This window comes from Thalassovita litoralis, from assembly GCF_900182725.1.
In the GTDB taxonomy this organism is placed as follows: domain Bacteria; phylum Pseudomonadota; class Alphaproteobacteria; order Rhodobacterales; family Rhodobacteraceae; genus Thalassobius; species Thalassobius litoralis.
Genome location: NZ_FXTO01000027.1, coordinates 1 through 22392 on the forward strand (window position 1 = coordinate 1; position 22392 = coordinate 22392).

The window sequence follows — 22392 nt, forward strand, 5'->3', positions numbered from 1 at the left end:
ACGAAGAAGCGCGATGGCCGCCAGCCCGGCCGCGCGCTGCGCTACGCCAAGGGCTTCGCGCGCGGCCTCTTACACCACCCCACGGGGCACTACCGATACGGTGCGACATGAAATGCGCCCTTGAGATTTGTGTCTATGATCGCGTCGATTTCGGCCGGCCCGTGTTCCAATGCGGGAAGAGATGCCGTCGTTCCGGCATTGTTGATGACAGTGTCAAAGACCCGTCCCTTCAGCGCGGCTTCCACCGACTCCGGGTCCGCCACGTCCATCTCTATCACATCGGCCTGCCCCCCTTCCGCCGCTATCTTTGCGGAAAGCTCAGACAAGCGGGCGACGCGGCGGGCGGCCAATGTGACGTCGACATCCTGCCCCGCCAGCAGTTCGGCGAAATGCTCGCCCAATCCCGAAGATCTGGCGGACGACTATCAATTCATCCCGGGCCAGTACGTCACGCTGCGCCGTGCCGGTGATATCGATGGTGTGCGGCGATGCTATTCGGTCAGCTCCGGCCGAGACGATGGCGAGTTGCGCGTTCTGGTCAAGCTGCTGGAAGGCGGAGCGTTTTCCTCTTTCGTTCATAGCGAACTGCCACCGGGCACCGAACTTGATGTCATGACGCCCGAAGGCACATTCGGATCAAAGATACGACAAGGCGGACCACGCACCTATCTCGCCCTGGCCCCGGGCAGTGGAACTACTCCAATCATTTCGATCATCCGCTCGGTGCTTGCCACCGAGGCCGGGGCCAACTTCATCCTTTTTTACGGCAGTCGAACGCTAAGTTCCATCATCTTCCGCGACGAATTGAACGATCTCAAGGATACCTATCCCGGACGGTTCTCTCTTTTTCATACACTGACGCGCGAAGGCACCGATTCCCCACTATTCTCGGGCCGGCTTGATGCGGAAAAGCTGCGCAAGTTCTCCGGTGCCCTGTTCGCTCCGGCAGAAATAGAAGATGCTTTTCTTTGCGGCCCCGCCGAGATGATTCAGGAACTCAAGACCGCGCTCCGCGACCTCGGCGTTGAAGAGAACCGTTTTCATGACGAGCTGTTCGCTCCCGCCGATGCTGACAATACCGCCACCGTCACGCTTGCGCCGCTTACGGCGGAAGCCGCCACTGGAGAAGGAGTTCAGGTCACGGCGATCCTTGATGGCACCGCCCGCAGCTTTGTGATGACACCTGATCAGGAAAGCGTGGTCTCCGCCGCCGCAGCAGGTATCGAACTACCCTATTGCTGCAAGGGCGCAATGTGTTCCACCTGCCGCGCCAAAGTTATCGAAGGCGAGGCAGAGATGACGCTGAACTATGCTTTGGAGCCTCGGTAGTTGAAGGAGAACTTTGTCCTGACCTGCCAGGCCCGTCCGAAAACCAAAAAACTGACAGTCGATTTCGACCACGTTTGACCTGTGCCGCTTTCCGCGACACCCCACGGGCGCGCGGGGCCGGGATCCCCAAGACCTTCGCCAAGTTGAAAGTCTTGGGTCCACGAAAACCCGCGTGCCAGTGTCGGCTAAAAGGTCGGATTCAGGCAAAGCGCACAGAACCCGATCTCAGCGGTCTTTTTGGTTGACGATCAGTTCTGCATTTTCGGGTAGTTCCGAAACAATGTTCACCTCGTCAGCACGAATTCGTGCATGCAGTTTGAAGGTATCAGCGGCGGCTGCTTCTGCGGCGGAAGCGTCGGCACCGTCTTCCAGCACAAGCGAGAGGCGGATCATGTCGCGATCGTTCTCGCGCGTTACCACGGCCTGCGCGGCCTTTGCGCCCGGCGTGCCGATGACAACTTCTTCAACCACGCGCGGATAAACGAAAATCTCGCGCACTTTGACCGCTGCCCCGACCCGTCCCTGCAATGCTGAAATCCGGCTGACGGTGCCATCCGCGTTGCTTTCCAGGGCAAAGGCGCTGTCGCCGGTGCCGAACCGGATCATCGGCCAGGTGGAATCGCGCGCGGTCACGACAACCTCGCCAGGATCGCCATGAGCGACCTGTTCGCCGCTGACCGGATCGCAGATCTGCACCACGCGGTCGGGATGAACCAGGTAGCCTTCGCCGCCATCCTCATAGGCGACAAGGCCCAGATCGGCGGTGGCATAGGCGGCCCAGGTGGACACGCCGTATTCGGCCTCGATCCGGCGGCGCTTGGCCATCCAGTCGCCCATCTCACCGCCGAGGAAGGCTGTCTTCACCTTCCATGCGTCGCGGCCATAGGTTTCGATCACCTTGTCCGCCAGCGTCAGGAAAAACGCGGTCGAAGCGCAGATCGAAGTCACGCCGGTTTCGGCGATGATCTGTGCCTGAAGCTCCGTATTGCCGACGCCTCCGGGGATCACCGTGGCGCCTGCGGCCTGTGCCGCTTCGTCGAACAAAAGCCCCGCGGGCACCAGATGATACATCCAGGTGTTCAGGATGATATCCCCCGGCCCCACGCCTGCCGCCTTGAACAGCCGGTCAAGGCCGTGGCCGCCACCGTCCGAAAGGGCCGGTTCGAAAATCGGGCCGGGGGACACGTAGATCCGCCCGACATCCTTCAGATCCGAGGCCAGGAACCCGCCAAAGGGCGGGTTCTCGCGCTGGATCTTCAGAAGCTCTTCTTTTTTCATCACTGGAAGACGCGAGAGGTCCGCCACCGATGTGACAGCTGCCGGATCGAATCCGGCAGCCGTAAATCGCGATTTCAGGCCAGGAGCTTTTTCGGCCGCAGCGGCATAGGCTTGAGCTATATCTTTGTAGATATCATCAGACATTTCCATGCCTCCTCGTCCAATCTGGTGTTAAAGCGGGCAGTCCTTACGGAAGTTCGGCGCGCGCTTCTCGCGGTGCGACAACACACCTTCCTTGACGTCCTCGCTCATGAAGCCAAGCATCTCCAGCGCGGTCGACGCATCAAAGATCGGCCCGGCCTGGCGCAGCCAGTTGTTCAGCGAATACTTGGTCCAGCGAATCGCGCTTTGCGAGCCGTTGGCCAGTTCGACGGCTGTATCCAGCGCGATCTGCTGCAGCTCGTCATCCTCGACGCACATTGATACCAGACCGATACGCTCGGCCTCTTCGCCCGACACCGGCTTGCAGGTCATCAGATAGTATTTCGCCTTGGCCATCGAGGTCAGCAGCGGCCAGATAATCGCCGCGACGTCACCGGCGGCAACACCAAGGCGGGGATGACCATCGACAATCTTGGCCTTCTTTCCGGCGATCGAGATGTCGGCCAGGATGGCAACCACAAGGCCTGCGCCGGCCGCAGGGCCATTGATCGCGGAAATGATCGGCTTGTTGCAGTTGATGATGTTATAGACGAGATCCTTGGCTTCTTTCCACGTCTTCATGATCTCGTGCGAATTGCCAATCATGTTTTCGATCAGGCTGAAATCACCCCCGGCGGAAAATGCCTTGCCCGCACCGGTCACGATGACCGAATTGATGTCTGGGTCACGGTCGATATCGATCCACATGTCCGTCATCTGGGTGTGGGTTTCGGCATCGACCGAGTTGAATGTCTCGGGCCGGTCGAACGTGATGCGCAGGACGCGATCCGCCGGGTAGTCAAATTTCAGTTTATCGTATTTTGCATAACGATCCGACATGGTTCTATTTCCTCCGTGGGGTATTGATTCAGCCAGGCAGTCCCAGGACGGCCTTGGACAGGATGTTTCTTTGGATTTCGTTCGATCCACCGTAGATCGTGGTAGGTCTGGCCTTGTAGAAACTCGCCAGAACATCGACACTTACGTTGCCGACCTGAAGCGGCCCGATGGAGCCGCCATCGGGACCGGCTGCTTCGATCATCAGCTCGGTGATGCGCTGGAAGCATTCAGTCACCCAAATCTTCAGCATGGACACATCCGCACCGAGCGTCTCGCCACGTTTGAGCTGATCTGCAAAACGGGCATAAAGCGCGGCATGATCTTCCACATCCAGTGCCGCCTGGGCAAAGCGGTCACGGAACACCGGATCGTCAAACGCGCCACGGCCACGGGCAAAACTTTCAAGCTGTCCCAGAGCGTTCTGGGCCAGACTTGGCGAACCGATGAAAATGCGTTCGAAGCTCAAGAGAGCCTTGGCCATCGTCCAACCCTTGTTCAGCTCGCCCACGAGGTTCTCGCGGGGCGTCCGTGCATTGTCAAAGAAGACCTCGCAAAACTCGGTCTCGCCCGACAGGGTCGTGATGGTGCGCACCTCGACTCCGGGTTGATCCATCGGAGCGAGCAGGAAACTGATGCCCTGCTGTTTCTTCGGCGCATCGGGATCGGTGCGCACCAGCATGAAAATATGCGTGGCGTCATGCGCCATCGTGGTCCAGATCTTCTGTCCGTTGATGACAAAGTCGTCGCCGTCAATCTCTGCGCGTGTGCGCAGGTTCGCCAGATCGGACCCGGCGCCGGGTTCCGAATAGCCCTGACACCAGATATCTTCGCAACTCAGGATACGCGGCAGCCAGTAATCTTTTTGTTCCTGGGTGCCGAATTTGATGATCAGCGGCCCGACCATCTGCACGCCCATGTCGCGGCCGCGATTGACGCCCCAGCGCTGCTGCTCTTCGTAAAAGATCAGCAACTTGGCGGCGTTCAGCCCCATACCGCCGAATTCAGCGGGCCAGGCTGGCGCGACCCAGCCCTTGGCGTGAAGCTTGCGGTGCCAATGTTCGATCTCGGCGAACTTCGGTCGGTGCGGCAGGTGACGCAGCTCCTCGGGATATTCCGCCTCGAAGAACTGGCGCACTTCTTTGCGGAACTCTGCATCGGTCATAGCGTTCCAGTCGGTCATTGTGCTGCCCCCTCTGCTTCGCGTGCCTCGAACCATATCCGCCTGTGATAGGCATCGTCGCCCAACCAGGCCGACAGCACCAGCGCCCGGTTCAGGTAGAGCCCGATATCGAACTCATCCGTGTACCCGACGGCCCCGTGCAGCTGGATGGCGTCGCGGGTGATTTTCTTGGCGGCCGTGACGGCGCGCGCTTTGGCGCGGCTGGCAATCGGGGCCCGAACCTTCGGATCGGTTTCGCTGTCCATCTGCGCAAGCGCCTCCCGCACTCCGGCCTGCGCGACCTCGCACATCACGTTGAGGTCGACGGCACGGTGCTGGATGACCTGGAATGATCCGATCGGCTTGTCGAACTGCTCCCGCGTCTTGATGTAGTCGAGCGTGATCTCGAAGGCGCGCTCGCTCAGGCCGACAAGCTCGGCCGCGGCAAGCGCCGTTGCATCGGCGACAGCTTCGGCCAGTGCAGTGAGAACCGCACCGCTGCTGGCCAATTCCGCGGCCGGAGTTCCCGAAAACGAAAGCTCGCCCAGAGAGCTGCCATCCGCCTGCGTCCGCTTGTCGATGACAAGCCCCTGCGCGTCTGCCTCAGCCAGAACCAGAACCGGACCATCATCCTGTTCGGCCACGACAAGGAACCCGTGCGAACCGATCGCACCGACGACCCAGGCCTTGCCACCGGTCAGCTTTCCGTCCGCGTATCGGCAGGTCGCATCGGCAGGCGCCCCGTCGGGGCCGCGTTCCTGCCAGGCAACCGCCAATGAAATTTCGCCGCCGATGAGCTGTGCCATCTTCGGATGATCCGGACAAAGGCGGCGCAGAAGGCCGAGGCTCAGACCGATCGTCGACACGACCGGTTCCGGGGCAATCACACGGCCGACTTCCTCGGCGATGACACCCCCGGCGGCTAGGCCCATGCCAAGCCCGCCCTGATCTTCGGGCACCGCCACGCCGAAAACACCGGCCTCGGCCAGTTCCCGGACCATCTCCGGATCGAAACCGCCCCCGGCATCACGGAGTTGTCGGGCTCTGTCACTTCCGCCCGCCCGTTCAAACAACGTGCGCACGCTCTCGCGCAACAGGCGAAGGTCTTCTTGTTCGCTGGAAAGGATATCAGTTTGTGTCATTTTGTTTTCGCTGGATCATCACGGGGGTGTCGGTCGAAAAAACGACCTCGCCCTCGGGGTTTTTGGCGCTGAGCGTATAGTGCAAAACACCTCTGTCGGGCTTGCTTTTTGACGGTGTGACCGAGTTGACCGTCAGTTCGACATCAAGGGGTTCGTTCGGGTGCACAGGCCGCAGCCAGCGCAAATTGTCAAAGCCCATGCCGCCGATATTGGCAACATCGACCATCATCTCGGTCATGACCGGCTTGAACACCTCAAGCATGGTCTGAAAGCCCGAGGCGATCAGGCTGCCATGTATGGCGGTTGCATAGTCTTCATCGGTGTGCAGCCGCTGCGGATCCCATTCCTTGGCAAAGGCCTTTATTGAATCCGCGCTCATCGGAGCGCTGCGAAAGCGATAGACTTGGCCCGGCGAGAAGTCTTCCAGATACCTCAAGAGGCACCCTCCTTTGCGAAACCGTCATCGTATCCGCTCGCATCCTTGGATATCCGGATGCGGTTGAATTCTTCCAGCTTCGGATAGGTTTCCTTGAACGCCACCAGGAACTCACCCATCGGCGCGTCGAAATAGAGACCACGGTCGTTCACATATTCCATGTGCCGGTGATTCTGTTCGTCGAACTCATGAAAGAGCGCGTCGTGATAGCCGTCGAAGACCAGGGGTTTGACCCCGAATCTTTCACACAGTTCCATGTTGAATGCAGGTGTCACCTTGTAGGCCTCATTCCCCAACCACAGCTGAACATAGCCGTGGTAGATAAAGAGATCGGTCCCCATCAACTCCTGCAACTTGGGTGTATTCAGGTGGTTGCGCACATCCGCGAACCCCAGAGCGGCGGGGATACCCACAGCACGCAAACAAGCCGCCAGAAGAATTGCCTTGGGAACGCAAAACGCCGCTTCCGCCCCAGCGATACGGCTGGCACGGTAAGAGTCCTCATCCAGCGCAAAACAATAGGGATCATAGCGAATATCGTCGCGCACCGCTTCGAACAGGCGGATCGCCTTGTCGCGATTGGTTGCGCCCACAGGGAGATCACGCAAAGCCGATGTCACGAAACCCTGCACTTCCAAGCTATCGCTTTCCACAAAGCGCGATGGCATGACATAACGCTCAGCTTCAGTCGGCAGGTCATCGTCAGACTTGTCCATTGGCCCCTCCTTTTTTCTAACAAATGTTAGATTACCGATTCAAAACCTGCCCGTCAACGGGATTTACTCTGTCTTTGGTTGGTCCAAGCCATAACGCGTATTGTCTTCGCCCAGAGTGGCTGCAACTCCGACCGAATTTCCGGAAGAACGGAACTCCGGCGCAATTGGCAGCGGCAAAGCAGGCGCGTCCCGGCCGGAGATTTTTACTGTCCGCCCGAACACGTCACGCGCTTTGAAATGCGGGTCGCGCGCCGCCTCGGCGGGCGTTTTCACGACCGAACAGCAGCAATCTGCCGCTGCCAGCAAAGGCTCCCAATGGGTCGAGGGGTGTTCCCTCAGACGACGTGCAACCTCTGCGGCGCAGGCATTGGGATCGGACCAGTCATCGCGAAGGGCCACCGGCAAACCAATAACATCGCAGAACGACTGCCAGAACTTTTCTTCCAACGCGCCGACGGCGATCTGACGCCCGTCCGCAGCCGAATAAAGCCGATATCGGGCCAGGCCACCCGTCAGACGGCTGCCACCGCTTTCGATGTTCTGCCCGGCAATCACACCTTCGGCATGGGCCCAATAGGCAAAGGCGAACGCCCCCTCGGCCATTGCGATATCCAGATGCGTTCCCTGCCCGCTTGCCTGCCGCGCAATCAGGGCCAGCAGGATATTCATCACCGCAGGATAGGTTCCGCCTCCGATATCGGCGACCAGCCCGAACGGGGCCGTTGGCTGGTCATCCGGTCCACGACTGAGCGACAGGATACCCGCATCACCGACGTAGTTGAGGTCGTGGCCGGCGGCGCTGGCCTTTGGTCCGGTCTGGCCATAGCCGGTGATCGAACAATAGATGAGACCGGGATTGATCTTGCGCACCGCTTCATAACCAAGCCCCAACCGGTCCATCACGCCGGGACGGAACTGCTCGACCAGAACATCGGCCCTCTCGATCAAGGGGCGCAGACGTTCCACTGCGCCCCTTGACTTGAGGTCGATGGCCACCGATCGCTTGCCGTGGTTCAACACGGCAAATCCGATGCTCTCTCCGTCGATCTTGGGCTCGGTTTGGCGCGCGTCCTCGCCGACTCCGGGACGCTCGAACTTGATCACTTCGGCGCCGACCTCGGACAACATGAGCGTCGCCATCGGACCGGGAAGAAGTGTGCTGAAATCCAGCACCAGGATATCCTTGAGCGGTTGAGCCATCTTCACTGCCTCAGGCGAAGCGCGCCGCGCCGTTGTTCAGAACAACCACGTCGCGTGCCGGAATAGATGCTCGAAACCGGGCCTCGCCGTCCTCTTCCCAGATTTCGAACCGCACGGTTTCGCCGGGATAGACCGGCGCCGAGAACCGAACATCCAGACCGACAAGCCGGGCAGAATCATAGTCCAGCAACGTCTTGAGAATCGCCCGGGCCGCCAGCCCATAGGTCGCCAGACCATGCAGGATCGGGCGGTCGAACCCGACAGAACGGGCAACATCCGGGTCAGCATGAAGCGGATTGAAATCACCGCTGAGACGATAAATAAGGGCTTGGCGCGGCAGGGTATTGATATCACATACATGATCAGGCGCCCGATCAGGCAGCACTGCGGGTGCCGGACCCGCCTGGTTTTCACCGCCGAACCCCCCATCACCGCGACAGAAAGCCGACATCGCCACGCGCGCCAGTTTTTCGCCGCTGTCCGCGTCGATAATATCGCGGCTTTGGTAAATGACGGCTCCCTTGCCCTCGCCCTTGTCGGCGATAAAGTCGATCTTGCTGCGGCCGACAATTCGGCCATGTGTCGGCAGCGGCTTGTAGATGTCGAGCCACTGTTCTCCGTGCAGCACTTTCTGCCAGTTCACGCCGGTTTTCGGATTGCGCAGCCAGAAGCCCGGATACCCCAGGGTAACGGCCATAGAGGGAACCGCCTTCAGACCGTCCTCATAGACAAAGGCCAGTTCTTTCTTGTCTGTCGGATCTTCGCCGAACCCCAGCCCGAGTGCGTAAAGGATGGTATCCCGCTCGGTCAGAGTCTGCTTGATCTCTTCGAAATCCCAATTCGAAAGTGCTTCGAAATCCAGTGGCATGATCTTTCCTCCCTTGATCGCCGTCAGAGCGTGTTTCGTGACCCCAGTATTGCCGTGACCTGGCTGGACAGCACACCGCCATTGCCATGCGCCAGCGCCAGATCAATATCCTTCAACTGAATGCCCGGCGCGTCGCCACGGATCTGACGGGCAGCCTCGATCACTGTGAAGATGCCGTACATCCCGGGGTGCACGCAGGACAGGCCGCCGCCATTCGTGTTCACCGGCAACACGCCGCCAGGCGCGATGCGTCCGCCCTCGACAAAGGCCCCTCCCTCGCCCTTCGCGCAGAACCCAAGATCTTCGAGAAACAAAATCGTGTTGATGGTGAAGGCATCATAGAGCTCGACCGCCTGGATATCCGCAGGGGTCACTCCGGCCGCCGCAAAGGCGCGCGCGCCCGAGTCGCGGGCCGCGGTCACGGTGAAATCCTTCATCTGGGAAATCTGCCGGTGCGAGCTTGCCGCAGCACTGCCCAGCACATAGGCAGGTGCCTTCGGGAAATCCCGGGCGCGGTCCGCGCGGACCATTACGATCGCGCCGCCACCGTCGGTGACAAGACAACAGTCGCGCACGGTCAATGGATCGCCCACCATGCGCGAACCCAACACGTCCTCGCGGGTCAGCGGGCCGCGCTCGAACGCTTCGGGGTTGCGCTGCGCCCAGGCCCGCGCGGCAACGGCCACGTCGGCCAGCTGTTCGCGGGTGGTACCATATTCATGCATGTGCCGCGCCGCCGCCATCGCATAGGCCGAGATCGGATAGCGCGGATTATACGGCGCCTCGTAGGCCGGCGGACGTGAAGCGGTCACCAGTCTGCCCGACGCGGTGCGCTGGTTGGAGCCATAAACAATCAGCGCGACATCACACAGACCGGCGTCCAGCGCCATGGTCGCGGACGTCAGGTAGTTTACGAAGGACGAACCGCCCGACATCGTGCCATCAATGAAACGGGGCTGGATGCCCAGATACTCCGCCGCCATAAGCGCCGGCATGCTGTCTTCCATCATGGTGCAAAACAGCCCGTCGACGTCGGACAGTTTCAGCCCGGCATCGCCAAGCGCCGCAAGCGCAGATTGCGCCATGACATCATAGGCCGTCAGGCCATGGGCTTCTCCGAGACCGGCATGACCGGTTCCCACGATGGCGGATTTCCCCCGAAGTTCAGTGGTCATGGCCTATCCCTCCGACGGTTTGAAAAGCACGGCCGGAACACCCTCGGCCTCGCCCACGAATGCGGTTACAGGCATGTCGATGACGACCTCACCCGGGGCAATGCCCTCGACCCGGCTCATCATCCGGACACCCTCGTCCAGCTCGACGACGCATACGTTGTAGTCGCCGCCCCGTTCGGGCTTTCGGCGCACGACTGTTGTGGTGTGGACCCGTCCCTTGCCGCCGGCCTGCTTCCACGAAATCGCGGTGCCATGACAATGTGGACACAGGACTCGCGGGAAAAAGTGATAGGCCCCGCAGTCGTCGCACTTGGGCAGCAGGATCTCTCCCTCTGCCAGCGCGCGTTGGAAAAGCTGGTCTGGTCCTTTGGCATCCTGCATTGGCGTTCTCCTTCAAGCGACCCAGTCTTTGTTTAAGCGTATTGATAATCTTTCTAACAATTGTTAGATTTAGTCAACCTTTCAGGATCAATTGAGAGAAACTCATGTCAGGTTCAGACTTAGCCCCCCTTTCCGGCAAACTCGTCGTTGCGTTGGAACAGGCAGTCGCCGCGCCTTTTTGCTCCTCGCGGCTGGCCGACGCCGGCGCGCGCGTGATCAAGATCGAACGCAAGGGCGCAGGCGATTTCGCCCGCGCCTACGATACCGCCGCCAACGGTGAAAGCGCCTATTTCACATGGCTGAACCGAGGCAAAGAATCGGTCGCCTTGGACATTAAAGCCGACGAAGACCGTGAAATCCTGCTCAGGATGCTGGAAAACGCAGATGTGTTTATTCAGAACCTGCTGCCGGGCGCGCTGGCCAAGCTGGGGCTCGATTCCGCGAGTCTGCGAGAGAGCTTCCCGCGTCTAGTGACCTGCGACATCACCGGATATGGCGAAGACGGCCCGATGCGCAACGCCAAGGCCTATGACCTTCTGGTGCAATGCGAGAGCGGTCTGGCATCAGTGACCGGTACACCCGACGGACCAGGACGGGTGGGCGTGTCGGTCTGCGATATCGCCACCGGTATGACAGCCCATGCTGGAATCTGCGAAGCACTTGTCGGGCGTGATCGCACCGGCAAGGGCAGCGGCGTTTCCGTGGCAATGTTTGATGTGATGGCCGACTGGATGTCGGTTCCACTGCTGTATCACGATTACCTTGGCAAGCCGACACCTCGTGTCGGACTGAACCACACGGTCATTTGCCCGTACGGGGCCTATGAATGCAAGGACGGTCAGCTTGTCGTCATTACCGTGCAACACAACGGCGAATGGCAACGGTTCTGTGAACACATACTGGGCGATGCGGCTTTGGCAACCGACCCCCGGTTCCATGACAACACGTCGCGAATTGAAAACAAACCCGCGCTCGAAGTTCTCATCAAGGCCGTGTTCGCCTCGCATGACCGCGCCGAGATGCTGAAGCGGCTTGACGCTGCGGGCATTGCCTCGGGCGCGGTGAACGACGTGGCGACCCTGTCCGGTCACCCCCAGCTCGACCGGTCCGTAATTCGCACGCCTTCCGGTGAAATCAACGTCCCGACCCCCCCGATCCGGCGCAGCCTCGGCGAAACGGCACTGGGCCCCTGCCCGGCCTTCGATGCGCAAGGCAAGGCCCTTCGCGCCGAGTTCGGCCGTCGTTCATAAAAAACGGTAGGCAACTAAGTGGACAATCAAATGACCGATGAGAACAATCCGGCGATCCTTCAAGACGTGAAGATCGTCGATCTGACTTCTGTAGTTTTCGGACCTTTGGCGACGCAGATGCTGGGCGATCTGGGGGCCGATGTGATCAAGGTGGAAGGCCCCGAGGGCGATCTTCTTCGCCAGGTCCAGCCATCGCGCAACAAGCTGATGGGTGCCGCTTTTCTGGGGGCCAACCGTAACAAGCGCAGTGTCGTACTCGACCTCAAAACACAAACCGGTCTCGATCAGTTGCGCAAACTGCTCATCGATGCCGATGTGATGATTTCGAGCATCCGGCCTGCGGCGCTTGCCAGATTGTCTTTGGAACCCGAAACCCTGCGCCAGGAAAACCCGAACCTGATCACGGTATCCGCCACCGGTTTCGGACAGGACGGGCCCTATGCCGCCAAGCCAGCATTCGACGATTCCGTCCAGTCGGTGTCGGGATTGGCCAGCCTGGCAACCTTGCGCGACCCCGAGGCACCGCCCGCTTATGCCCCGACAATTCTGGCCGACAAGCTTGGCGGGGTCACCGCCGCCTATGCCGTGATGGGCGCCCTGTTCCACCGCGAGCGTACGGGACAGGCCCAGCATGTCGAAGTTCCGATGTTTGAGACGCTGGCCGCCTTCCTGCTGGCCGAACATATGGATGGCGCCACCTTCGAGGAGGCTCCGCAGGATTTCGGCTATGCCCGCATGCTGGTTCCGCACCGGCGTCCGGTTCAGACCGCAGATGGCTACATCACAATTCTGCCTTACACCAACGTACAATGGGCGCGGTTTTTCAAGACGGTTGGGCGCAATGACATGATCGACCATGTCTGGGTCACGGACATGGACGCCCGTAGCCGCAACATCGGCGCAGTATACGATATGGTGGCGCACATTGCGCTGACCCGGACCACAGATGAGTGGCTTGACCTCATGGAGCAGGCCGACATACCCGCCATGCCAGTGCGCAACCTGTCAGATTTACCGAACGATCCCCATCTTGCCGCAACCGGGTTCTTTCAACGGATTGATCACCCGACCGAAGGTGCGATCTGGACGACACGCCCGCCGGTTCGCTTTTCGGCGACCCCTGCGCGACATGATCATCGCCCGGCCCCGCGACTTGGGGAACACAGCGACGAAATTCTGGGGCCGGGCAGGGAGTAGCCCCACCCGGCACCGGACGGATCAAACATCCATCGAGCGTGCGATCAGTTCCTTCATGATCTCGTTGGTGCCGCCATAGATCATCTGGACCCTGCTGTCGGCATAAAGTCGCGCGATGGGGTATTCCATCATGAAACCGTAACCGCCGTGCAGTTGCAGGCATTCATGCATGACCTCGTTCTGCGTCTGGCTGCCCCACCATTTCGCCATCGAAGCCGTGGCCGCATCAAGTTCGCCCGCTTCAAGACGCGCGAGCCCGTCATTTACGAAGGAGCGTAGCAATTCGGCCTTGGTTTTGCATTCCGCCAGTTTGAAGCGTGTATTCTGGAAGTCCATGATCCGGCTTCCAAATGCCTTGCGGTCCTGAACATATTTCACCGTTTCATCGATCGCAAAATCAATAAAACCGAGCGCGGTAATGCCGATCATCAGCCGCTCCCAAGGCAGCTGCTTCATCAGCTGGTAGAACCCCTGCCCCTCTTCCGGACCAAGCAGGTTCGCCGTGGGCACGCGCACATCCTCGAAGAACAGCTCAGCAGTATCCGAACCTTTCATACCCAGTTTCTTCAGGTTCCGTCCCCGGCGAAAGCCCTCGGCGCCCTCGGTTTCCAGAACGATCAACGAAACGCCCTTGGCGCCGGCGTTGCGATCGGTCTTTGCCACGATAACAACGAGATCCGCCGTGTGCCCGTTTGTGATAAAGATCTTCGAACCGTTGATCTTGTAGTGGTTGCCATCCTTTTCCGCATAGGTTTGTACGTTCTGGAGGTCAGAGCCCGTTCCAGGCTCGGTCATGGCAATCGCCGCAACGCTGTCGCCGCTGACCAGTTTCGGCAACCACTTTTTCTTCTGTTCCTCACTGCCATATGCGTTGAGATAATGGATTACGATGGACTGAATCCCATAGCCCCAACCCGTATCACCGGTGCGCCCCTGCTCGTAGACGGTAATCGCGTCGAACCCGATGCCGCCACCGAACCCACCATATTCTTCGGCAATCGAGCCACCCATGACACCCTGCTGACCGACTGTTTTCCAGAAGTCGCGGTCAACAATTCCCTGCTCCGCCCATTTTTCAATCTTCGGAGCCATCTCTGCATCGAAAAGCCTGCGTGTACTATCGGCGAACATCTTGTGTTCATCCACTGCCCAACTCGGGGAGTTCTTGATCAGAGACATGTTTTATTCCTATCGGTTCATGCTTGCATTGAAGAAATCTAACAAGTGTTTTATTTCCTGGCAATGAACCCGAGGCGTTCTGACGGGGCGTCACAAGGCTTCGGACCGTGCGCATCCGGATTTATCTAATCACGCGCCGCCCATTCGGCTCGTACAAAAAAGGCCCGCCAAAACAGGCGGGCCTTTTTGTAATTTTTTCGCAATGACTTACAGCCTGTCGGTCAGTTCGGGCACGGCGTCGAACAGGTCGGCAACCAGACCGTAATCGGCAACCTGGAAGATCGGGGCTTCTTCGTCCTTGTTGATCGCAACGATGATCTTGCTGTCCTTCATGCCGGCCAGGTGTTGGATCGCACCCGAGATGCCAACAGCGATATACAGGTCAGGCGCGACCACCTTGCCGGTCTGGCCAACCTGCCAGTCGTTCGGTGCAAAGCCCGAGTCGACGGCGGCGCGGGATGCGCCAACGGCGGCGCCCAGCTTGTCGGCCAGTTTCTCGATCAGGGCAAAGTTCTCTTCGGAGCCGACGCCGCGCCCACCGGACACGACCACACCGGCCGAGGTCAGTTCGGGACGATCCGATGCGGCGACCTTGTCTTCGACCCATTCCGACAGGCCGGGGTTGTCCCCGGCACCGATGCTTTCGACCGAGGCAGACCCGCCTTCGCCAGCGGCATCAAAGGTCGAGGTGCGGAAGGTGATGACCTTTTTCGCATCCGACGATTTGACGGTTTGAATCGCGTTCCCGGCATAGATCGGGCGCTCGAACGTTTTGCCATCGACAACGCCGGACACGTCCGACAGGACCATCACGTCCAGCAGCGCGGCAACGCGCGGCATGACGTTCTTGGCGTCCGTGGTGGCCGGGGCGACGATATGTTCATAATCACCGGCCAGCGATGCGATCAGCGCGGCGGTCGGTTCGGCCAGGCGGTGACCCAGCGATGCGTCTTCGGCGACCAGAACCTTGGTCACACCGTCGATCTTGGCGGCGGCGTCGCCTGCGGCAGCAGCAGAGGCGCCCGCGCACAGAACGGTCACATCGCCTAGGGCCTTGGCCGCGGTCACGGCCTTGGCGGTTGCGTCGATTGCCAGTTCACCATCGGTCACTTCTGCGAGAAGAAGAACAGCCATTATACAGCCCCCGCTTCTTTGAGTTTTGCGACCAGCTCGTCCACCGAGCCGACCATGATACCGGCCGCGCGTGCCACGGGCTCGGAGGTTTTGACGATTTCCAGACGCGGCGTGACATCAACGCCGTAATCATCGGCGGTCTTCTCATCCAGCGGCTTTTTCTTGGCCTTCATAATGTTGGGCAGCGACGCATAGCGCGGCTCGTTCAGGCGCAGGTCCACGGTGACGATCGCGGGCATCTTGACCTTGATGGTCTGCAGGCCGCCGTCAACTTCGCGGGTCACGACGGCGCTGTCACCGTCGATGTCCAGTTCCGAGGCAAAGGTACCCTGCGACCAGCCCAGCAGGGCTGACAGCATCTGGCCGGTGGCATTCATGTCGTTGTCGATCGCCTGCTTGCCGCAGAGAATCAGACCAGGCTGTTCCTCTTCCACGACCTTGGCAAGGATTTTGGCCACTGCCAGCGGCTCGATATCATGGTGCACGTCATCCGCTGCAACGACCAGGATGGCGCGGTCGGCACCCATGGCCAGTGCGGTGCGCAGGGTTTCCTGCGCCTGTTTGACGCCGATGGATACCGCGACCACCTCTTCGGCCTTGCCGGCCTCTTTCAGGCGTATCGCCTCTTCGACGGCGATTTCGTCGAAAGGGTTCATCGACATCTTAACGTTGGCCAGATCGACACCGCTTCCGTCCGCTTTGACACGAACCTTCACGTTGTAGTCGATCACGCGTTTCACAGGCACGAGTACCTTCATTGGCGTGGTCTCCTTGAGTTTTGCGATAAGGTTTCAACCGAGCTAACGGTCTTTGAATTCTGGAGTTCTTTTTTCCGAAAACGCTTTCATGGCCTCGGGAAAGTCATGCGCGCACAGCAAAACGCTTTGGGCATCGCGCTCGATATCCAGCGCCTCGAGATAGCTGCACTCGGCTGCGGCGCGCATCACACGCTTGGCGGTCTGAACGCCAAACATCGGGTGCGTTGCAATCTCGCGGGCAATTTCCAGCGCCCGTACCTCGACCTGGTTGGCCGGCACGCATTCTTCGACAACGCGCAGGTCCCTGGCGGTGCGCCCGTCGATTTCACGGCCCGTGAGCACAAGCATCCGGGCAACGCCCGCACCGGCGCGCTGGTGAAGCAGCCAGCTTGATCCCGTGTCGGGACAACCGCCGACGCGTGCAAATACTTCGCACAGCCGGGCATCTTCGGCGGCAACGACAATGTCCGCCGACAAGGCCAGGCTGAGGCCCGCGCCAAAAGCCACGCCGCATACCGCGGAAATCAGAGGTTTGCGAAACAGATAGGCCGCGCGTCCGCCATCGTGAACCAGGTCCACCATTTCCGACGTCGCCCGCGCGCCTTTGGCGATCTCGGACTGAAACCCGACAAGATCGCCGCCGCTGCTGAAATGATTGCCACCGGTCATAACAACGACACGGATCGTAGCGTCCCGTTCGGCTTCGCGCAGAAGCGCCACCAGTTCTTCGACGAACCCGATGCTGTAAGGGTTGCGTTTTGTCGGCTGAAGAAAACGCAGGATTCCGACAGGGCCTTCCCTGTCCAGGCGAATAAGCTCAGTCATTCAAGTCTCCATCAGGTCCCGGTCCAGACGGGTGCTCGCTTTTCAGCAAAGGCCTTTGGGCCTTCAATCGCGTCGTTGCTGGCGTAAACCACCTCGTGAAGGCGCTTGCCCTCTTTCAGGCCACCCGCACAGCCCAGGTCCATGGTCGCGCGAACGCCGCCTTTCGCGGCAACAACCGACAGCGGGGCCGCGCTGGCAATGCGTTTGGCAAGGTCAAATGCCCTTGCGCGGACAGCATCGGGAGTGTCTTCGATATAGTTGGTGAACCCGTATTCGTGCAGGCGCTCGATCGGCATCAAGTCGCCGGTCAGAACGATTTCCATAAGGATGGGCTGCGGTAGCATGGACAGTGCCGGCGATGCCCAGGGCGATCCACGACCGATCTTTACTTCGGTGATACCGACCTTGGTCCCCTTGAGACCGACCCGCAGATCGCAATTCAAGGTCAGCATCATGCCGCCCGCCATCAGCGACCCTGTCATCGCCGCGATGATCGGTTTCTTGCAGGCGCGCATGGTCTCGTGAAACGGGTCGCGCATCTTGGTCAGAATATCGACACCCTCGTCGCGTGCGATTTGTGTGGCTTCCTTCAGATCCAGTCCGGCGCTGAAAACGCCGCAATCGGCAGAAGTCAGAATGGCCACACGAACGCTGTCATCCGCCTCGATCTTCTCCCAAGCGTCGGTCAGCCCGTTCGTCGCCGCCACGGAAAGCGCGTTTTTACGTTCGGGCCGGTTGATACAGACGGTCGCAATTCCGTCTTCGATCTTCACGTCAATGGGGCTCATGATACCTGCTTCGCTTTCTCGGGACAATCTAACTGCGGAAAGCTTCCCCGCGACATGTCTGCCGCGGGGAAGCTCTGTCTTATTCGACGGTGAACGTCGCGGAGCTGTGCTTGATGACATCCCAAACAACGTCAAGATAGTCGGCGCTCCAGTCGGTCAGCGGAACCCAGGTTTCGCCATTCCACTGCTCGACCCGGGTCTTGCCGCCACCACCGTGGTCTTTGTCGGTCACTGTAACCGGGGCCATGATGCCGTTTCCATCGAAGTTCTCGATCGATTCATAGGCATTCTTCATGCTTTCCGGTGTGATCGGCCAACCGTTTTCAGTAATTGCGATCCGCGCGGCTTCGAAACCGGCCGAGTAGATCGCCATGCCCGTGTTGTAGTACACGTCGCGCACCAGGCTCTCGGGACCGCTGCCCTTGCCATTGGCATAGTAGGTGTCCAGCATCGTCTTGACGATCGGAACTTCCTGGCCACCGGCCACGTTGGTCCCGCGCAGGATGCCTTTCGCCTCTTGTGCGCCGATATTGGCGATATCGACTTCGTTCAGCCAGTTCACCGACAGATAGCGGTCGATCGGGAAACGGTTGCGGCGCATTTCCTTCGAGGCGACCACATGCCCGCCCGCCAGCAGCCAGCTGATCACGTAGTCAGGCTTGTCGCGGCGGATTTTGCTCCATGCGCCGGCCTGATCCGACCCGGGAAGGGGTACGGGATACAGCTCCAACTCGAACCCTTCCTTTTCGGAAAGCGTTTTCAGGATCTCGATCGGTTCCTGGCCAAAGGGATAATCCAGATAGATGAACCCGATCTTCGCCTTGCTCAAGTCACCGCCCATCTGACCCTTGATGAAGGCAACGTCATTTGCCGCCTGCTGCCAGTACGTCGGACCGACCGGGAAAACCCATTCGAACACTTCGCCGTCCACCGCGTCACCGCGGCCAACGAAAGACTGCATCAGTACGTTACCGTCCTTCATGGCACGCGGCAAAACCGCGTTCGTGACCGGCGTGGACAGAAAGTTGAACAGGAACACGCCTTCGCGCTTGAGCTGCTCGTAGCATTCCACACCGCGCTGCGGTTCGTTGCCGTGATCGCGAATGATGACTTCAACCGGATGACCTTCGATACCGCCATTTTCGTTGGTGTACATCGCCAGGTCCTGCGCGGCCTGGGCCACCTGCGGTGAAATGAACGTGTAGGATTTACTAAGGTCGAAGCAGAGTCCGAAGCGGATAGGCTCCTTGTCCTGCGCTGAGGCAACAGTCGCGCTTGCTGCCAGTGCAGTAGCAACGGCCACTGCCTTAATGTGCTGTTTGACTTTCATGTTATCTATCTCCCGTTGGTTTAGTGTAGGGCGGTGATACCGTTCCGTAAGCGCCACTGCCGCCCCGCGTAGCGTCACACTTCCTGCAATCAGTCATTCACTGCTCGTATTTCGCGGAACTCTCTTTAACCACACCCCACACAACGTCCGTGTACTCAGAGATCCAGTCGGTTTGCGGCACCCAAGTCTCTCCGTCCCACATTTCGATACGGGTCTTGCCCCCGCCGCCATGATCTTCGGCCGTCACCGTAATGGGGGCCATCAGCCCGTTCGCGTCATAGCCCTCAAGCGACTCCAGTCCGGCCTTGTAGGATGTCGGAGTGATCGGCAGCCCCTCGGCTTCCGCCGCCTTGCGCGCGGCTTCGAACATGATCGAATACATGGCCAGCCCGGTGTTGTAGAAAACGTCCTGCGTCTTCTCGATCGGGCCGGATCCCTCGCCCTTGTCATAAAGCTCGGCCATGATTTCCTGATACAGGGCAATATCCTGACCGCCCACGACATTGGTCCCGCGCTTGATACCTTTGGCGGCCTCTTTACCGATGTTGGCGATATCGACTTCGTTCAGCCAGTTGACCGAGATGTATTTGTCCATCGGAATGCGATTGCGCTTCATCTCTTTCGAGGCAACCACATGGGCACCGCCCAGCATCCAGACGATCACATGATCGGGCTTGTCGCGGCGCACCTTGGACCACACGCCGGCCTGGTCGCTGCCAGGCAGTGGCACGGGGTACAGTTCAAGCTCGAAACCCTCTTTCTCGGACAGGGTTTCCAGGATCTCGATCGGCTCCTGCCCGAAGGGATAATCGAAGTAAACAAACCCGACCTTCACATCTGACAGATCGCCGTCATGCAATTGCTTGATGTAGGCGACATCGTTGGCGGCCTGTCCCCAATAGGTCGGCCCGATCGGATAGACCCAATCGAAGACGGTGCCATCAACGGCATCGCCGCGCCCGACAAGAGACTGCATCAGGATACGCCCGTCTTCCATGGCCCGCGGCAGGATAGCCAGAGACACCGGAGTGGACAGGGTATCGAAAACAAAGACGCCCTCGCGGCTGAGTTTCGAGTAGCACTCGATTCCGCGCTGCGGTTCGTTCCCGTGGTCACGCACGATGACTTCGACCGGTTCCCCACCGATGCCGCCCTTCATGTTGATGAGCTTGGCAAGGTCCATCGCGGCCTGCGAAACCTGCGGCGTGGCAAAGGTATAGGCTTTGCTGAGATCGTAGCAGATGCCGATCTTGAATGGCTCGGCCAGCGCCTGGGTGCCAAACATTGCTCCGCCGAACATTGATAATACGGCCAACGCTTTGGTAAGTTTCTTCATTTGTTCCTCCCTGAACAGCTTCTGATTAGTACCTCAACTCAACCAACGTTTGCGTCGGCTGTAGTGCTTGACGTTGTGAAAATCGGTCTCTCCGCCGCCTAGATAGAACTCCTGAATGTCGGAGTTAGATTTGAGCGCCTCGGCGGTGCCGTGCATAACAACGCGGCCGTTTTCGATAAGGTACCCTTGCGAAACGATTTCCAGAGCCGCCAAGGCGTTCTGTTCCACCAGCAGGACGGACAGGCCCTCATCCTTATTGATCTTTTGCAGGATGCCGAAGATTTCCTCGACCAGGAACGGAGCAAGCCCGAGACTTGGTTCATCAAGCATCAACAGCTTCGGCTGGGTCACGAGGGCCCGCCCAATGGCAAGCATCTGTTGCTCACCACCCGACAAATAGCCTGCTTGCGAATTTTTGCGTTCGGCAAGCCGCGGAAAATATCCGTAGATCTTTTCCTTTTCCGCATTCAGCGTTGATCGGGACATTCCGCGTGGCGCGGCGGCGGTCAGGTTCTCGTCGGGGGTCAGGTGTTCGAAGACCCGCCGCCCTTCGATGACATGACAGATGCCCATCTCGACGCGTTTTTGCGCGAGCGCTTCGGTAATGTCCGTTCCCTGGAACGTTATCTCACCTCGGCTGATGCGTCCGCGCTCGGCTTTCAAAAGACCGCTGATCGCTTTCAACGTGGTGCTTTTTCCCGCTCCGTTAGAACCCAAAAGTGCGATCATCTCGCCCTTTGGAACCTGAACCGAAACACCTTTGATCGCCAGCATTACATTGTCGTACAGCACCTCGACACTGTTCATGGACAGAATGTTCTGGGCTTCAACTTTTTCTTGCATCGGCATTCCCCTATTTCTTGAACTGATCGAAGGGCCAGACCATCAGATAGTCTCTGATGTTGCCGTAGAGTTTTCCCAAACCGAGTGGTTCGATCAGAAGGATAATGACGATCAGTGCGCCATAGACTGCGTTCGGGATGTGAGCGAGTGTTTCAACATCGATCTGCATGCCAAGCCCGTCACTCAACGTGACGACGAGACCGTTCACGATACCCGGAACAAGAAGGATCAGGGCAACACCGAAATAGGAACCGATAATGCTGCCAAGGCCGCCAACAATCACCATCGCAAGAACCTGGATCGAAACGGCAACCGAGAATTGCTCGGGTGCGGCGAGAAAGAAAAAGGTGGCAACAAGCAACGCACCGCTGACGCCTGCGATGAACGAAGAAGTCGCGAATGCGAGGATTTTGTAGTAGAAACTGTTCACACCCAGGATCGCGGCCGCAAAGTCTTTTTCCCGGACAGCGACCAAGGCGCGACCGAGTCCAGTCCGCTTGAGATTAAGCATGAAGATCGTCACCAACACACACCAGCCGAAGGCGACATAGTAGAAGCCAGTATCAGTGGTAATCTCTTGCCCGAGCAGCGCCAATGTCGGTGACTGGAGCGACGCGTGTGAGCCCCCCGAGATCGCCGGAGAGTGGGTCAGAACCCAGTCCATCACGAATTGCATAGCGAGAGTAGTGAGAGCGAGATAGAGGCCCTTGACCCGCAAAGCGGCAAAAGCGAACAGGCTGCCGATCACGGATGACGTCAATCCGCCGATGATAAGGGCGAATTCCCACGGCACCCCGAAACGCGCGGCATGGATCGACGAATACGCTCCAACGGCCATGACTGCAGCATAACCCAAGTGAAGTTGGCCTGCCCAACCTGTCACCAGATTCAATCCAAGCGCGGCGGCCGTCCAGATCAGCCAAGGAAGCATGTAGCTGTTCAGATAAAGCGACGGGATGATGAATGGCGCGGCAAGGCCAATCAAGAAGATGAATGCTGTCAGATTCCGGTCAGCAGGCACCTTGAAGATTCGGCTGTCCGAAACGTAGTTGGCGTGATGGACGCCAGAAAGTCTGTAAAACATGCC

23 protein-coding genes are annotated in these 22392 nt (G+C 59.2%); 3 read left to right on the plus strand and 20 right to left on the minus strand.

Going from position 1 to position 22392, the window contains the following annotated elements:
- Window positions 1-89: 89 nt before the first annotated feature.
- A complete protein-coding gene (locus tag FN828_RS20605) occupies window positions 90-401 on the minus strand; it encodes an SDR family NAD(P)-dependent oxidoreductase (protein ID WP_185959051.1) in 312 nt (103 codons plus the stop codon).
- On the opposite strand from FN828_RS20605, the gene FN828_RS15630 reads away from it, so the two are divergent.
- Window positions 352-1329, plus strand: coding sequence for an FAD-binding oxidoreductase (locus FN828_RS15630; RefSeq protein WP_169739214.1), 978 nt, complete (start codon window positions 352-354; stop codon window positions 1327-1329). The genes FN828_RS20605 and FN828_RS15630 overlap by 50 nt on opposite strands.
- 225 nt (window positions 1330-1554) lie before the next feature.
- On the opposite strand, the gene FN828_RS15635 is transcribed toward FN828_RS15630, so the two are convergent.
- From FN828_RS15635 to FN828_RS15680, 10 genes are all read right to left on the minus strand, one after another.
- Window positions 1555-2751, minus strand: a complete 1197-nt coding sequence (locus tag FN828_RS15635; RefSeq protein ID WP_229669281.1) for a phenylacetate--CoA ligase family protein — start codon at window positions 2749-2751, stop codon at window positions 1555-1557.
- Between the two features lie 27 nt (window positions 2752-2778).
- On the minus strand, window positions 2779-3588 hold the full coding sequence (locus FN828_RS15640) for an enoyl-CoA hydratase/isomerase family protein (RefSeq protein WP_028095226.1): 810 nt from the start codon (window positions 3586-3588) through the stop codon (window positions 2779-2781).
- Between the two features lie 28 nt (window positions 3589-3616).
- The gene (locus tag FN828_RS15645) at window positions 3617-4768 is read right to left on the minus strand and encodes an acyl-CoA dehydrogenase family protein (RefSeq protein ID WP_136340186.1); all 1152 of its coding nucleotides are present in this window, start codon (window positions 4766-4768) and stop codon (window positions 3617-3619) included.
- Window positions 4765-5889 (minus strand): acyl-CoA dehydrogenase family protein, encoded by a 1125-nt coding sequence (locus FN828_RS15650; RefSeq protein ID WP_142494375.1) that lies wholly within the window; start codon window positions 5887-5889, stop codon window positions 4765-4767. Before FN828_RS15650 ends, FN828_RS15645 begins: the two co-directional genes overlap by 4 nt.
- Entirely contained in the window at window positions 5876-6325 is a 450-nt protein-coding gene (locus tag FN828_RS15655) for a MaoC family dehydratase (RefSeq protein ID WP_027264320.1), read from the minus strand. Before FN828_RS15655 ends, FN828_RS15650 begins: the two co-directional genes overlap by 14 nt.
- Window positions 6322-7041 (minus strand): transglutaminase-like domain-containing protein, encoded by a 720-nt coding sequence (locus tag FN828_RS15660; RefSeq protein WP_028284916.1) that lies wholly within the window; start codon window positions 7039-7041, stop codon window positions 6322-6324. Before FN828_RS15660 ends, FN828_RS15655 begins: the two co-directional genes overlap by 4 nt.
- A 63-nt stretch (window positions 7042-7104) precedes the next feature.
- Window positions 7105-8241 (minus strand): CaiB/BaiF CoA transferase family protein, encoded by a 1137-nt coding sequence (locus tag FN828_RS15665; protein ID WP_142494376.1) that lies wholly within the window; start codon window positions 8239-8241, stop codon window positions 7105-7107.
- Window positions 8242-8251: 10 nt separating this feature from the next.
- Window positions 8252-9109, minus strand: coding sequence for a MaoC/PaaZ C-terminal domain-containing protein (locus FN828_RS15670; RefSeq protein WP_185959052.1), 858 nt, complete (start codon window positions 9107-9109; stop codon window positions 8252-8254).
- 23 nt (window positions 9110-9132) lie between these two features.
- Window positions 9133-10284, minus strand: coding sequence for a thiolase (locus FN828_RS15675; protein ID WP_142494377.1), 1152 nt, complete (start codon window positions 10282-10284; stop codon window positions 9133-9135).
- A gap of 3 nt (window positions 10285-10287) precedes the next feature.
- Window positions 10288-10665, minus strand: a complete 378-nt coding sequence (locus FN828_RS15680) for a Zn-ribbon domain-containing OB-fold protein (RefSeq protein WP_057796766.1) — start codon at window positions 10663-10665, stop codon at window positions 10288-10290.
- A 104-nt stretch (window positions 10666-10769) separates the two neighbouring features.
- Between FN828_RS15680 and FN828_RS15685 the strand changes: the two genes are divergently transcribed.
- Together FN828_RS15685 and FN828_RS15690 are read left to right on the plus strand one after the other, a co-directional pair.
- On the plus strand, window positions 10770-11915 hold the full coding sequence (locus FN828_RS15685; RefSeq protein ID WP_142494378.1) for a CaiB/BaiF CoA transferase family protein: 1146 nt from the start codon (window positions 10770-10772) through the stop codon (window positions 11913-11915).
- A gap of 30 nt (window positions 11916-11945) precedes the next feature.
- Window positions 11946-13112: a CaiB/BaiF CoA transferase family protein gene (locus tag FN828_RS15690; protein WP_142494379.1), complete on the plus strand. Its 1167-nt coding sequence runs from the start codon at window positions 11946-11948 to the stop codon at window positions 13110-13112.
- Between the two features lie 21 nt (window positions 13113-13133).
- On the opposite strand, the gene FN828_RS15695 is transcribed toward FN828_RS15690, so the two are convergent.
- The 9 genes from FN828_RS15695 to FN828_RS15735 all read right to left on the minus strand — a co-directional run bounded on the left by FN828_RS15695 (window position 13134) and on the right by FN828_RS15735 (window position 22389).
- Window positions 13134-14291 (minus strand): acyl-CoA dehydrogenase family protein, encoded by a 1158-nt coding sequence (locus FN828_RS15695; protein ID WP_081979662.1) that lies wholly within the window; start codon window positions 14289-14291, stop codon window positions 13134-13136.
- Between the two features lie 207 nt (window positions 14292-14498).
- Window positions 14499-15425, minus strand: coding sequence for an electron transfer flavoprotein subunit alpha/FixB family protein (locus FN828_RS15700; protein WP_142494380.1), 927 nt, complete (start codon window positions 15423-15425; stop codon window positions 14499-14501).
- The gene (locus FN828_RS15705; RefSeq protein ID WP_028284925.1) at window positions 15425-16183 is read right to left on the minus strand and encodes an electron transfer flavoprotein subunit beta/FixA family protein; all 759 of its coding nucleotides are present in this window, start codon (window positions 16181-16183) and stop codon (window positions 15425-15427) included. Before FN828_RS15705 ends, FN828_RS15700 begins: the two co-directional genes overlap by 1 nt.
- A gap of 42 nt (window positions 16184-16225) precedes the next feature.
- Complete coding sequence (locus FN828_RS15710) at window positions 16226-17008, minus strand: enoyl-CoA hydratase/isomerase family protein (protein ID WP_142494381.1); 783 nt, start codon at window positions 17006-17008, stop codon at window positions 16226-16228.
- Between the two features lie 11 nt (window positions 17009-17019).
- The gene (locus FN828_RS15715) at window positions 17020-17796 is read right to left on the minus strand and encodes an enoyl-CoA hydratase/isomerase family protein (RefSeq protein ID WP_028284927.1); all 777 of its coding nucleotides are present in this window, start codon (window positions 17794-17796) and stop codon (window positions 17020-17022) included.
- Window positions 17797-17875: 79 nt separating this feature from the next.
- Window positions 17876-19126: an ABC transporter substrate-binding protein gene (locus FN828_RS15720; protein WP_043753095.1), complete on the minus strand. Its 1251-nt coding sequence runs from the start codon at window positions 19124-19126 to the stop codon at window positions 17876-17878.
- A gap of 97 nt (window positions 19127-19223) precedes the next feature.
- The gene (locus FN828_RS15725) at window positions 19224-20462 is read right to left on the minus strand and encodes an ABC transporter substrate-binding protein (protein WP_407496257.1); all 1239 of its coding nucleotides are present in this window, start codon (window positions 20460-20462) and stop codon (window positions 19224-19226) included.
- A gap of 33 nt (window positions 20463-20495) precedes the next feature.
- The gene (locus FN828_RS15730; protein WP_043753147.1) at window positions 20496-21305 is read right to left on the minus strand and encodes an ABC transporter ATP-binding protein; all 810 of its coding nucleotides are present in this window, start codon (window positions 21303-21305) and stop codon (window positions 20496-20498) included.
- A gap of 10 nt (window positions 21306-21315) precedes the next feature.
- Window positions 21316-22389 carry a branched-chain amino acid ABC transporter permease gene (locus FN828_RS15735; RefSeq protein WP_028095207.1) on the minus strand — a complete coding sequence of 358 codons (1074 nt, stop codon included), beginning with the start codon at window positions 22387-22389 and terminating at the stop codon, window positions 21316-21318.
- Window positions 22390-22392: the final 3 nt, after the last annotated feature.

What these genes read in the sequence shown, in the direction of transcription:
- FN828_RS15635 (WP_229669281.1), bottom strand. Translation starts at nt 2,751, where the DNA reads ATGTCTGATGATATCTACAAAGATATAGCTCAAGCCTATGCCGCTGCG.
- FN828_RS15640 (WP_028095226.1), bottom strand. Translation starts at nt 3,588, where the DNA reads ATGTCGGATCGTTATGCAAAATACGATAAACTGAAATTTGACTACCCG.
- FN828_RS15645 (WP_136340186.1), bottom strand. Translation starts at nt 4,768, where the DNA reads ATGACCGACTGGAACGCTATGACCGATGCAGAGTTCCGCAAAGAAGTG.
- FN828_RS15650 (WP_142494375.1), bottom strand. Translation starts at nt 5,889, where the DNA reads ATGACACAAACTGATATCCTTTCCAGCGAACAAGAAGACCTTCGCCTG.
- FN828_RS15660 (WP_028284916.1), bottom strand. Translation starts at nt 7,041, where the DNA reads ATGGACAAGTCTGACGATGACCTGCCGACTGAAGCTGAGCGTTATGTC.
- FN828_RS15665 (WP_142494376.1), bottom strand. Translation starts at nt 8,241, where the DNA reads ATGGCTCAACCGCTCAAGGATATCCTGGTGCTGGATTTCAGCACACTT.
- FN828_RS15670 (WP_185959052.1), bottom strand. Translation starts at nt 9,109, where the DNA reads ATGCCACTGGATTTCGAAGCACTTTCGAATTGGGATTTCGAAGAGATC.
- FN828_RS15675 (WP_142494377.1), bottom strand. Translation starts at nt 10,284, where the DNA reads ATGACCACTGAACTTCGGGGGAAATCCGCCATCGTGGGAACCGGTCAT.
- FN828_RS15680 (WP_057796766.1), bottom strand. Translation starts at nt 10,665, where the DNA reads ATGCAGGATGCCAAAGGACCAGACCAGCTTTTCCAACGCGCGCTGGCA.
- FN828_RS15685 (WP_142494378.1), top strand. Translation starts at nt 10,770, where the DNA reads ATGTCAGGTTCAGACTTAGCCCCCCTTTCCGGCAAACTCGTCGTTGCG.
- FN828_RS15690 (WP_142494379.1), top strand. Translation starts at nt 11,946, where the DNA reads ATGACCGATGAGAACAATCCGGCGATCCTTCAAGACGTGAAGATCGTC.
- FN828_RS15695 (WP_081979662.1), bottom strand. Translation starts at nt 14,291, where the DNA reads ATGTCTCTGATCAAGAACTCCCCGAGTTGGGCAGTGGATGAACACAAG.
- FN828_RS15700 (WP_142494380.1), bottom strand. Translation starts at nt 15,425, where the DNA reads ATGGCTGTTCTTCTTCTCGCAGAAGTGACCGATGGTGAACTGGCAATC.
- FN828_RS15705 (WP_028284925.1), bottom strand. Translation starts at nt 16,183, where the DNA reads ATGAAGGTACTCGTGCCTGTGAAACGCGTGATCGACTACAACGTGAAG.
- FN828_RS15710 (WP_142494381.1), bottom strand. Translation starts at nt 17,008, where the DNA reads ATGACTGAGCTTATTCGCCTGGACAGGGAAGGCCCTGTCGGAATCCTG.
- FN828_RS15715 (WP_028284927.1), bottom strand. Translation starts at nt 17,796, where the DNA reads ATGAGCCCCATTGACGTGAAGATCGAAGACGGAATTGCGACCGTCTGT.
- FN828_RS15720 (WP_043753095.1), bottom strand. Translation starts at nt 19,126, where the DNA reads ATGAAAGTCAAACAGCACATTAAGGCAGTGGCCGTTGCTACTGCACTG.
- FN828_RS15725 (WP_407496257.1), bottom strand. Translation starts at nt 20,462, where the DNA reads ATGAAGAAACTTACCAAAGCGTTGGCCGTATTATCAATGTTCGGCGGA.
- FN828_RS15730 (WP_043753147.1), bottom strand. Translation starts at nt 21,305, where the DNA reads ATGCAAGAAAAAGTTGAAGCCCAGAACATTCTGTCCATGAACAGTGTC.
- FN828_RS15735 (WP_028095207.1), bottom strand. Translation starts at nt 22,389, where the DNA reads ATGTTTTACAGACTTTCTGGCGTCCATCACGCCAACTACGTTTCGGAC.